Origin of the sequence: Solwaraspora sp. WMMD792, assembly GCF_029626105.1 — a bacterium.
Lineage (GTDB): Bacteria > Actinomycetota > Actinomycetes > Mycobacteriales > Micromonosporaceae > Micromonospora_E.
The window spans coordinates 2,747,060-2,758,800 of the sequence record NZ_JARUBH010000009.1 but is presented as its reverse complement, the minus strand read 5'-3'; the positions used below and the strand labels follow the sequence as shown (position 1 = coordinate 2,758,800).

Here is an 11,741-nt window from a genome sequence, read left to right as displayed (position 1 = left end):
ACTACCGCAGGACCGGGGTCCGCCCCCGGTTGGGCGACCTGCCCGGCTCGGCCGACGGTGCTGGCTGCGGCGAGGCAGCTGGCTGTGGCGACGGGTCCGGTCGGGGCGACGGCGGTGGGACGTCCGCCGCCGCCCGGTGGTGTCCGGCCCGTCGCCGGGCGGGCAGGTGCAGCAGGACGGCGACCACGGCGAGCCAGAACACGTACGGGTACGTCTGCCCGGTACCGAACATCGCCGACTCGGTGATCTGGATCAGCAGGCCGGTGACGATGAGCCAGACCAGACCCGAGTTCGCCCCGTTGACCGGAGCCCGGACGGCGGCCCATCCGGCGGCGAGCACGGTGAGCAGCAGCGGCACCGCGGCCACCAGCCCGAGCTCCAGCATCATCTGCAGATAGCTGTTGTGCACCAGCCCGACGTTGAAGCCGCGCAGTTCGTCGTAGCTGGCCAGCTCGTAGAGGTGGTCGCGGGACGCGTACCCGTAACCGAGCGCCGGATGGTTCTCCCACCACAGGTCGACCGTCATGTGCCACAGCCGGATCCGGCCGTTGGACAGGTCGCTCTGAGTGAACCGGCTGACGAACTGCTGCATCCAGGACGCGGCGAAGACGGACGGCAACAGGCCGGACAGGTACCCGGCCAGCAGGGCCGCGGTCGCGCCGACGACGAACCGGGTCAGGGTACCGATCCCATGTCGTAGCACCACCCAGAGCGCCCCGACGAGCACGGCGCCCAGTCCGGTGCGGGACTGGGACAACACGAGGGCGCCAGCCACCGGCAGGATGCCGAGCAGTTCGGCACGTCGCCCGGTCTCCCGGTAGACCGCCCAGCCGAGCGGCACGGCCAACGCACAGACCATGCCGAGCATGTTGGGGTTGCTGAACAGCCCTTGGAACCGGGAACTGCCGGACAACGCGGTGGCCAACGTGCCGTTGGTCGCTCCGTAGCCGATGCTGACCACGACGGATACGGCCAGCACCAGGTAGACCACCCGCAGGTCGGCCATCATGACCGCCCGGTCCGGCCACCGCCGCTGAGCCAGCAGGTGGACCAGCCCGGCCAGCAGCAGCAGGGCCAGGCCACGCTGGAAGGACTCAAACGGAGCGATCGACCAGACCGCACTGAGCGTGGCGAGACCGGCGAGTACCCACAGCGACCCGATGAGGACACCGGTCCACGGCTTCGTCGGCCCGGCAGCGGCGGATCGGCGGAGGCACAGCGTCCAGACGACGAGGCCGCCGACGGCCACGTACCGCGGATAGAAGCTGGCGTCGGCCAATGCCTCTACATCGGACGACGCGCCGACCAGCAGCGCCATTGTCAGGGCCAGCAGCCATCGCCAGCCATCCATCTGGAATGCGCAGATGAGCATGACGAGCAGCGCGACGGCGGCCGAGGCGACCAGCGGATTCCGTACCGCGAGGATGGTCGTGACCCCCAGCAGGAATGCCGCGCCGACCAGCACGGTCAGTCGGCTCATTCGGTCTACCACGTGTCGTCCTTCGGCTTGCGGTCGGCCGGGGTCACCCCTAGCGGTCTGTCTGTCGGTCCGGCGCGTCAGACCACGAGGCGCTGCCGGTCCGCCTCGGTCAGGGCACCTGCCCAGCGGGCCCGGGCGGCGTGCATCGACCGGACCATGTCCGGCCAGGAGGTCGGACGGTAGCCGGTGGCCTCGGCCAGCCGGTCGGCGCGCATCGACCGGTCACAGACGAACCCGTCGTCTGGCACGATGTCACCCGGCCACCGGTACACCTCGGCGATCAACCGGAGCAGGTCGTACTTCGAGATCGGCTCGGCGGCCAGGTGGTACAGCCCGGTGAGATCGGTCCGGGGCAGCACCACGGTCCGCAGCAGCCGGGCGAACTCGACGGTCGTCACGCCGGTGTAGATCGCCCCGGTCCAGCCTCGGACGCCACCGGGGCGCGACAGAAACCAGTCCACCAACGACCGGTTGCTGGTCAGCTCGTGACCGATGATCGAGGTACGCAGCGTGAGCGCTCCCTCTCCGGTGACCTCGCCCAGCAGCTTCGACCGTCCGTAGAGGTCCGGTGGGTCGGGTAGGTCGTCCTCGACGTAGCCGCCCCGGCGTCCGGAGAAGACACAGTCGGTGCTGACGTGGATCAGTCGGCTGCCGAACTGGCCGCACGTCCGCGCCAACAGATGCGGGAAGAGCGCGTTCAGGGTGACGGTGTGGGTGGCGTCCCGTACGTCGGGGCGTTGCTTGATCACCCCGACACAGTTGACGACCACGTCCGGCCGGAGTTCGTCGACGATCCGGTGGACCTGGTCGAACCGGGTGGCGTCGATGTCGCCGGTGATCCGGTCGACCAGTGGCACCGGGAAGTGGTGTGCGCGGTCGGCCAGGTTGCGGGCGGTGCCGTGGGCGTCGAGCTCCGGATCGGCGCTGAGCTCCCGCAACAGGGCGTGGCCGAGCATCCCGGTGGCGCCAACGATGAGGACCCGCCGTCGAGCGGGAACCGGCCCGTCGGTCCGCCGCCGCGGCACCCGCTCCAGGTGCCCGCCATCGCCGGCGAGGGCGCTCATGGCGCGCCGACCGGGGTCGCGGCGGCATCGAGGTGCGCCCGCACCTCCGGCAGGGTGAGCAGCAGCGACTCGACCTCCGGCACGGTCAGCCGTCGGGCGTTGTGCGAATTGAAGTCGGTGAGCCCGCCGCTGGCGACGTCGCCCTCGTCGACGTAGAGGGCGTAGTTGAGATCGCGGCTGTCCACCGGGACCCGGAGGAACTCACCCAGGTCTTCGGCGTGGGACAGCTCCTCGCGGCTGGCCAACGTCTCGTACATCTTCTCGCCGTGCCGGATGCCGAGCACGTCGAACTTGGCCGGTACGCCGAACAGGTTGCACAGTGCGGTGGCCAGGTCGCCGATGGTGCAGGCGTCGGCCTTGCGGATGAAGACATCGCCCTGCCGGCCGTGGTGGAACGCGTGTTCCACCAGGTCGACCGACTGGGCCAGGGACATCAGGAACCGGGTCATCGACGGCTCGGTGACGGTCGGCAGGCTGCCGTGGCGGATCTGGTCGATGAACAGCGGGATGACCGAGCCGCGCGAGTACATGACGTTGCCGTACCGCACGCAGCAGACGCGGGTCCGGGCCGTCAGGTTGTCCCGGGCGTGTGCCTGTGCCACCTTCTCCATCAGCGCCTTGGTCATGCCCATCGCGTTGACCGGATAGACGGCCTTGTCGGTGCTGAGCAGCACCAGTGCCTCGACCCCGACCCGTTCACACGCGTCCACCAGGTGCGCGCTGCCGAGGACGTTGGTCCGGACCGCTTCGAGTGGGAAGAACTCACACGACGGCACCTGCTTGAGCGCGGCGGCGTGGAAGACGAACTCCATGCCCCGTACGGCTTTGAGCACACTGTCGTAGTCTCGGATGTCACCCACGTAGTAGCGGACGCGCTCGTCGGCGAGTCGGTGCCGCATGGCGTCCTGTTTGGACTCGTCGCGGCTGAAGACCCGGACCTCCTCGGCGCCGGCGTCGAGCAACCGGGCAACCATCGTCTGGCCGAAGGACCCGGTGCCACCGGTGACCAGGAAGCGCCGGTCCGATAGCGAGGAAACCACATCTGCCCCTGTCTTGCTTCTCCCGTCGGGCCACCCTGGGGGGACGGTGGAGGTCGTCGCACGTGACGATATAGCTACATAACTGGCGTAGAGGTCATTTCCGGCAAGGTGAGGAAGGCTCGGATGAGCCGGGCGGCCCGCGATCGCGGGGCCGGGTCAGCATTAACTGTAAAAAGGGCAAAACACTCCTTAATGGCTGGTAGTTGTAATGCATGCTGATCGGTCTGCTCACCCAGTGGTTCGATCCCGAGCCGGGGCCGGCCGCGCTGCCTGGCCGGCTCGCTCACGCCCTCGCTCGACGGGGACATGAGGTACGGGTGGTCACCGGCTTCCCGAACTATCCGACCGGTCGGCTCACACCCGGCTACCGGATGGCGCGCCGGGTCGACGAGATGGACGGCGACGTGCGGATCCGTCGGGTGGCGCTCTATCCCAGCCATGACCGGTCCGCCGCACGGCGACTGGTCAACTACGGCTCGTTCGCTGGCTCGGCGCTGATCTCCGGCGTCGACGCACTGCGTGGACTCGACGCACTCTGGGTCGGCAACTCGCCGATCTCGGTGGCGATGCCGATGTGGTACGCCCGGCACATACACCGGGTACCGGTCCTGCTGCACGTTCTGGACATCTGGCCGGACAGCGCGGTGGCCAGCGGATTCCTCGGTGGCGGTCCATTGTCACGGAGCCTCGCGCGGGGGATGGCCGGTTGGTGCGAGGCGATGTACCGCAGCGCGGATCGGGTGGCCTACGTCTCGCCCGGCGCGGGCGGGCTGCTCGCCGGGCGGGGCGTACCGCCGGAGAAGCTGGTCTACATTCCGATGTGGGCCGACGAGGCGACGCCGGTTCGCCATCGGGATCTGCGCGCCGAGCTCGGGATCCGTCCCGATCAGGTGGTGCTGTCCTACGCCGGGGCGCTCGGTGAGGCACAGGGTCTCGACCCGCTGATCGACGCGTGTGCCCGGGTCGACGATCCGAGGCTGGTCTGTCTCATCGCCGGGTCGGGCACCACCGAGGACCGGCTGCGTGCCCGGGCGGCGCGGGCAGGTGCCTCCAACATCCGGTTTCTCGGCCGGCTGCCCCGCGACCGGATGCCCGCACTGATGGCCGCTGGCGACGTGCACTACGTGAGCCTGCGCCCCGGTGGGATGTCGGCGTACACGATGCCGAGCAAGGTGCAGGCGATCCTTGCGGCAGGTCGGGCACTGCTCGTCGCGGCCGAGGGCGACGCCGCGACGGTCGCCCAGGACAGCGGCGCCGGCTTCGTCGCCCGGGCGGGGGATCCGGACTCGATCGGAACCGCCCTGCGCGAAGCGTGCGACCTGGGCCGCGAGAAGCTCGAGCTGCTCGGGCAGGCTGGTCGGTCCTATTACGACCGGGTATTCTCGGTCGCGGTCGGTGCTGAGCGGGTCGAGCAGACGCTGCGGACCATGGTGGACGGCTGTCGGACGCGGCCGCGCCCCCCGAGCACGGGCTGAGCGGCGGTCCGCGAGACTTCCGGAACCTGCTCGATCAGCCCGATCGCCAGCGGCGCGGTGGCACCCACCCCGGTTCTTCACACCCGACTCGTTCGCACCCACCGACTGGCGGTGACCAGCCTATACCAGCGGTACGGGGTGGGGCCCACAGCGTCCGGAAGTCTCCGGGACATTTCCGGAAGACGTTGACAGGCCAATCTCGACGGTCCAATACTGGCGGTCGTCGGTAGGAGTTCGACGTCGTCGATGCCATCCTCTCCGCGGCTGGACCAGGTGAAACACCACCCCCAGCGGTGGTCCACACGATCCTCCGCCGGCCGTCGCCCGGCCACCGGCCGGCCTTCGTCGTCGCCTCCGCCGAGGCGACGACGGGCCTGGCTGGAGGAGTTCTGGTGATCGGCGAGTTGACGCGTGCCTACCGCCAGGAGGCGGGGCTGACCCAGGAGGAGTTGGCGGAGCGTACCGGGATCAGCTCGCGCACGATCCGGGCGATCGAGAGCGGGCGGAGCCCATCGCCGCGCCGGATCACCGTCGGTCTGCTCGCCGACGTGTTCGGCCTGTCCGGAACCGACCGGGAGCGGTTCTACGCGTCCGCCGCGTCGTGGCGGCTGCCGGCACCGGCACCGCGTAGCACCGCGCCACCCGCAGCCGGGCGATCGGCCGGTGCAATGCCCGACCTGCTGCCGGTCGTGGCGGACTTCGTCGGCCGCCACGCGGAGCTGGAGCGGCTGAACGGTCTGTTGGACCGTCAGGCGGGGGCCACCGTCGTCGTGTCGGGGACCGCCGGTGTCGGCAAGACCACCCTGGCGGTGCACTGGGGACGGACCGTGGCCGGCCACTTTCCCGACGGGCGTCTGTACGTCAACCTTCGCGGCTTCGACCCGGCCGGGTCGGCGGTCAGCCCCGCCGAGGCGCTGCGGAACCTGCTCGGCGCACTCGGGGTACCGACCGGCGAACTGCCCCCGGACCTGCCCGGCCGCACCTCCCTGTACCGCCGCCTGCTGGCCGATCAGCGGGTTCTGGTGGTTGTCGACAACGCCGTCGACGCAGCACAGGTCCGGCCGCTGATCGCCGGAACCGCAGGCTGTCTGACCCTGGTGACCAGCCGCCGGCAGTTGGCCGGCCTGGTCGCCGCCGACGGTGCCGTCCCGCTGAGTCTCGACCTGCTCACCGTCGAGGAGTCCCGACAACTGCTGGTCCGCCGGCTCGGTCCACGGCGGATCTCGACCGAGCCGGTGGCCGTGGACGCCCTTGTCGCGCGGAGCGGCCGGTTGCCGCTGGCGCTGGCCGTGGTCGCCGCCCGGGCGGCGATCAATCCCACGTTCTCCCTGGCTGGGCTCGTCGGCCAGATGGACCGCGCGGAGAACCGGCTCGACGCGCTGCACGGCACCGAGGCGGCCATCGACGTGCGGACCGTGCTCTCCTGGTCGTACCGGCAGCTGCGCCCCACCGCCGCCCGCCTTTTCCGGCTGCTCGGCCTGCATCCCGGTCTGGACTTCGCCGCGCCAGCCGCCGCCAGCCTGGTCGGGACCACCGTCCGCGACGTCGAGCCGCTACTGGCGGAGCTCGCCGACGCGCACCTGGTGACCGAACCGGCTCCCGGCCGCTACGGCCTGCACGATCTCTGGCGCAGCTACGCCACCGAGTTGGTCGGCCAGGTCGACTCCGCAGTAGACCGCCGGGCCGCGCTGCGTCGACTGCTGGACCACTGCCTGCACACGAGTGCGACGGCGGACCGGGCGCTCGGCGTACACCGGGACCGGCTGGCCCTGCCGCCGCCGGTGCCCGGCGCCGTGTGCACCGGGTTTTCCGACAGCGATCCCGCGATGCGCTGGTTCGACGCCGAGTTCGAGACGGTCCTCGGCGCCATCCGGATCGCCGCCGAGCTCGGGCTCGACGGGTACGTCTGGCGCCTGGCCGCGAACCTGCGCACCTACCTGCACCGGCAGGGCCGCTGGCCGGAGATGTCGGCGGTCCACCTCACCGCGCTGCGGGCGGCACGTCGGATGGGGGACCTGCCCATGCAGGCGCGCAGCGATCACCACATCGGTGAGGCGGCGGCCAACCTCGACCGGTTCGACGAGGCCCACCACCACCTGCGCCGGGCCGACCGGTGCTACGCCGGGATCGGCGACCGCGCGGGCCAGGCCCGAGTCGCGTTGACCAGTGCGTACGCCCTCGAACGGCAGCAGCTGCCCGATCAGGCACTGGGACAGGTCCTGGTGGCGCTGCGACTGGCCCGCGAGGCCGCCGACCCCTGGTTGCAGGCCCGCGCCCACAACGCGGTCGGCTGGTACCACGCGCTGCTCGGCGAACCGGAGCAGACCCGACTGCACTGCGTCGAGGCATTGATCCTGTTCGAGGAGCTCGACGATCCGGACGGGGCAGCCGATACCTGGGACAGCATCGGATTCGCCAACCACCGCCTCGGCCGGCACAGCGATGCGGTCGACTGCTACCAGCGGGCCCTGCGGCTGTACCGGGCCTCGGGCAACCGGTTCTTCGAGGCGGCGACGCTGACCCATCTCGGGCACGCTCACCTGGCGGCCGGTGACGTCGGGCCGGCTCAGGCCGCCTGGCGGGCGGCGCTCGACACTCTCGACGACCTTGGCCACCGGGATGCCTTCGAGCTCCGCACCCTGCTGCGGAGCATTGATCATCCACCCGGCGCCGGCACGTCCGGGCGTCCCGGCACGTCCGGGTGAGCCGGGCACCCCAGGTCGACCACGGCGGCAGCCGACCGGAAACATTTTTTCCGGTCGATCCTCCTGGTCGCCCCGGGCGGCCCGCTGCTTGACTGACCCGGCCAGCGCCCCGGGCCGGTCGGGGTGCAGACCCGTGGGAGGCGGCGGAGATGGCCAGGCCCGACCGGGCGCCGGATGTCACGACCGTGGTCGACGCGGTCCGCCGGTGGGCGGTGCGGACGCCGGACCGTACCGCCGTCGTGATGCTGGCCGACGGCACCCACGAGTCCGCCCTGCTGAGTTACCGGGAGCTCGACCTGGCGGTGACCGGACTGGGGAGTCGGCTGGCGCGGACCTTCGCCGTGGGCAGCCGGGTCCTGTTGAGCTTCCCGAGCGGTCCGGACTTCATCGTGACCTATCTGGCCTGCCTGTGGGCGGGCATCATCGCGGTGCCGGTCGCGGTGCCCGGTGACTCGCGTCGCGCGGCACGACTGCGGACGATCGTCGACGACGCCACGGCGTCGGGGGTGCTCACCGACAGCGGTACCGCGCGTCTGCTCGGGATGCTCCCCGGCAAACCGTTTCTCGGCGTGCCGTGGCAGCCGGTCGACGTCGCCGTGGACCCGCCGGCGGTCGTCGCCGGCCGGCTGCGGCACCAGGCCGACAGCGTCGCGTTCCTCCAGTACACGTCGGGCTCGACGAGTACGCCGAAGGGGGTGACCGTCAGCCACCGTGCTCTGACGGTGAACCTCGCGATGACCGTCCGGGCGTTCTCCATCCGTTCCGGGTCGACCATGGTGAGTTGGCTGCCGGTGTTCCGCGACATGGGGTTGATCGGCGGCATTCTCGCGCCCCTCGCCGCCGGTGCCCGGGTCGTGCTCATGCCGCCCACGACCTTCCTCCGTGACCCGCTGTCCTGGTTGCGGGTCGCCACCCGGTACCGGGCGACCCACACGGCCGCGCCCAACTTCGGCTACGAATCCTGCGTACGCCGGGCATCCGATGCCGACCTGTCCGACCTCGACCTGTCGACGATGCAGGTGGCGATCATCGGGGCCGAGCCAGTGCGGGCCGGAACCCTGGAACGGTTCAGCAAGATCTTCGCCCCGGTCGGATTTCGTCGCTCGGTGTTCTACCTCGGCTACGGGCTGGCCGAAGCGACCCTGTTCGTCGCCGGTCGGCACCTGCACGGTGCCGCCGGTCGGCCGCCACCCGAGCCGGTGCCCGACCCGGGTGTCGACCACCACCACCGCCGGACGGTGGTGGTCAACTGCGGGCCTGCGGATCCGGGGCAGCGGGTCGTCATCGTCGACGAGCAGTCCGGGGCGCGGTGCCCGGACGGCCAGATCGGCGAGATCTGGGTGGCCGGCGCGAACGTGATGGCCGGCTACTGGGATGACGCCGCCGCCACGGCGGCCGCCACCGGCACCCTGCCCGACCAGCCGGGATGTGCGTTCCTGCGCACCGGCGATCTCGGCTTCCTGCACGACGGTGACCTGTACGTCGCCGGCCGGAGCAAAGACGTGATCATCATCGCCGGGCGGAACCACTACCCACAGGATCTCGAAGTGACCGTCGAGGCCCAGCCGGCGGTCCGGGCTGCCGGCGCTGCGGCGTTCCCCGTGCCCAGGGACGGCGCCGAGGGGGTCGGCATCGTCGCGGAGCTGGCCCGGGGTGGGATCCGCGACCTCGCCAGCGTCGCCGCGTCGATCATCCGGGCAGTGTGGGACGAGCACGCTCTGGCCGTCGCCGAACTGGCGCTGGTCAGGCCCGGCAAGCTCGCCAAGACGACCAGCGGCAAGGTACGCCGCCAACGTAGCCGGGAACTGCTGCTCGCCGGCGGGCTCGCCGAGCTGTACCGGTGGCCCGCGCCGCGACCGACCACCGCCGCACCGGCGTCGACGGACCCCGCCGCGGCCGCCACTCTGGCCAACCTGCTAGGCCCCGGGACGTCCCGGGCCGACTCGGTGCGGTCGGTCGTCGCCGCGATCCGGGCCGAGACCGCCGCGCTGCTCGGCTTTCCGGCGGCCGACGCGGTGCCGGCCGACACGTCGCCGCAGGCGCTGGGTCTGGACTCGATCGGGCTCACCGAACTCGGGTACCGGCTGACCACGGTCCTCGGCTTCCCGGTGCCGGTCGAGCTGATCCGGGCCACGGCGAGCCCGACCGAGCTGGGCTCGGCCCTGGTCCGGCACCGGCTCAGCTACCGGGCCACCGGCGGGTTGCCCGACGATCTGCGAGGGCAGCTCGTCGACCACCGGGACGAGATCATCGGCGTACTGCGCCGCACCGACACCGTTGAGCCGATGGTGCCGACCGGGTCCACCGGTGCCGAGTCCGGCATGTCCAGCGGTCAGCAACGGCTCTGGCTGGTCGAGCAGATGGTGGGACCGAGCACCCTGCACCACGTACACGTGCGGTTGCGCTGGCGCGGCCGCCTGGACCCGGCGCTCATGTCGGCCGCCGCCCACGAACTGGCGCGCCGGCACGCCGCGCTCCGCACCGTCTTCCGTACCTCCGGGGCGGCACCGGTCGCGGTGGTCCGCTCGGCGGACGAGGAGTCCCTGGTCGAGATCGCCACCGCCGACCGGTCCGGCGCGGCGGCCGACGAGCTGCTGCGCGGCCAGCAGCACACCCCGTTCGACCTGGCGTCCGGACCGCTTACCCGGATCGCCGTGGTCACCGTCGCCGACGACGAGCATCTGATCGCCGTCACCCAGCATCACCTGGTCACCGACGGCTGGTCCGTCGGGTTGCTCCTGGCCGAGCTGGTACACAGCTACGGCGCGCTGATGAGCGGCCGGCCCGCCGCCGCGTCGCCGTCCGACGTCGACTCGGTCGACTACCCGGACTTCGTCCGCTGGGAGAAGGCCCGGCGGGCCGCGCCGCCGTACCGGAACCGGCTCGACTGGTGGCGCCGGCACCTGGCCGGCGTGGTCCCGCTGAACCTACCCTGGGACGGCGACGGCACAGCCCGGGATCGCGACCAGCGCGGCTCGACATGGCACTTCCGAGTGCCGGCGCGGCTGCTGCACCAGCTACGGGCGCTGGCCCGGCAGTTGGACACCACGCCGTACGTCGTCCTGCTCGCGGCCTGGGCGGTGCTGCTGCACCGGCACACCGGGCAGGACGACATCGTGATCGGCACCGTCACCAGCGGCCGGGACCGTCCCGAGTTGGCCGGCACGGTCGGTTTCCTGGCCAACACCGTGGTGCTGCGCTGCGACCTGTCCGACGGTCCGACCGTGACCGGGCTGATCCGCCGACTGCGGTCACTGACCGCACAGGTGTTCGCGCACGAGGTGCCGTTCGCCGACGTCGTCGCGGCGACCGCCGCCGCCCGGGACACCGGCCTGAATCCGCTGTTCCAGGCTGCTTTCGTGTACGAGAACCTGCCTGCTTCACCCGTCGCTGACCCGTCCGTGGTACCGGGGCTGGTCTCGGTCGCCACCGAGGGTCGGGTCGACGGTTCCGTTGACGGCACCGCCAAGTTCGACCTGTCCCTGGTCGTCGGCCGCGACGGCGACGGCCTCGTCGGACTGGTCGACTGCCCGCGTGCCCGGTTCAGCCCGGCGACGATCGCCCGGCTGGCGGAGCACTACCTGGTGCTGCTGGACGGGATCGGGACCGCGCCGGACACCCCGGTCGGTGCGCTGCCGATGACCCGCGCCGCCGACCGTCGGCGACTGCTGGGCCGGGCCGGCACACCCACCGCCACCTCGCCGACGCCGATGGTGGACCTGTTCCGGGAGCAGGTGCGGCGGAGACCGGACGCCGTCGCGTTGACCGGAAGTGGTGGCGCGCTGACCTACCGGCAACTCGACGAGCGGGCGTACCGGGCCATCGCCGAGGAGCCGGACGGCACGCCGGGACACCCCCGGCGACGACCCTCGTCACCTCATCCGATCGAAGGAGCGACCGACCATGCAACCATTCGCCACGACCTCGGACCTCGTCGTACTCGGTGACGGCCTGGAACTGCACGCGCCGGTCCCGCA

At 71.4% G+C, this 11,741-nt stretch carries 6 protein-coding genes; 3 read left to right on the top strand and 3 right to left on the bottom strand.

What is annotated here, in order from left to right:
• Nucleotide 1 precedes the first annotated feature (1 nt).
• The 3 genes from O7629_RS13655 to O7629_RS13645 all read right to left on the bottom strand — a co-directional run bounded on the left by O7629_RS13655 (nucleotide 2) and on the right by O7629_RS13645 (nucleotide 3,584).
• Nucleotides 2-1,480 (bottom strand): O-antigen ligase family protein, encoded by a 1,479-nt coding sequence (locus O7629_RS13655; protein ID WP_278169557.1) that lies wholly within the window; start codon nucleotides 1,478-1,480, stop codon nucleotides 2-4.
• Nucleotides 1,481-1,557: 77 nt separating this feature from the next.
• The gene (locus O7629_RS13650) at nucleotides 1,558-2,544 is read right to left on the bottom strand and encodes an SDR family oxidoreductase (RefSeq protein ID WP_278169556.1); all 987 of its coding nucleotides are present in this window, start codon (nucleotides 2,542-2,544) and stop codon (nucleotides 1,558-1,560) included.
• Nucleotides 2,541-3,584 (bottom strand): polysaccharide biosynthesis protein, encoded by a 1,044-nt coding sequence (locus O7629_RS13645; RefSeq protein WP_278169554.1) that lies wholly within the window; start codon nucleotides 3,582-3,584, stop codon nucleotides 2,541-2,543. The genes O7629_RS13650 and O7629_RS13645 overlap by 4 nt, the downstream gene beginning before the upstream one ends.
• A 212-nt stretch (nucleotides 3,585-3,796) precedes the next feature.
• Between O7629_RS13645 and O7629_RS13640 the strand changes: the two genes are divergently transcribed.
• The 3 genes from O7629_RS13640 (at nucleotide 3,797) to O7629_RS13630 (ending at nucleotide 11,711) form a co-directional block, all read left to right on the top strand.
• On the top strand, nucleotides 3,797-5,059 hold the full coding sequence (locus O7629_RS13640) for a glycosyltransferase family 4 protein (RefSeq protein ID WP_278169553.1): 1,263 nt from the start codon (nucleotides 3,797-3,799) through the stop codon (nucleotides 5,057-5,059).
• A gap of 293 nt (nucleotides 5,060-5,352) precedes the next feature.
• Nucleotides 5,353-7,764 carry a helix-turn-helix domain-containing protein gene (locus tag O7629_RS13635; protein WP_278169552.1) on the top strand — a complete coding sequence of 804 codons (2,412 nt, stop codon included), beginning with the start codon at nucleotides 5,353-5,355 and terminating at the stop codon, nucleotides 7,762-7,764.
• 149 nt (nucleotides 7,765-7,913) lie between these two features.
• Nucleotides 7,914-11,711: a condensation domain-containing protein gene (locus O7629_RS13630; protein WP_278169551.1), complete on the top strand. Its 3,798-nt coding sequence runs from the start codon at nucleotides 7,914-7,916 to the stop codon at nucleotides 11,709-11,711.
• The last annotated feature ends 30 nt before the right edge of the window (nucleotides 11,712-11,741 follow it).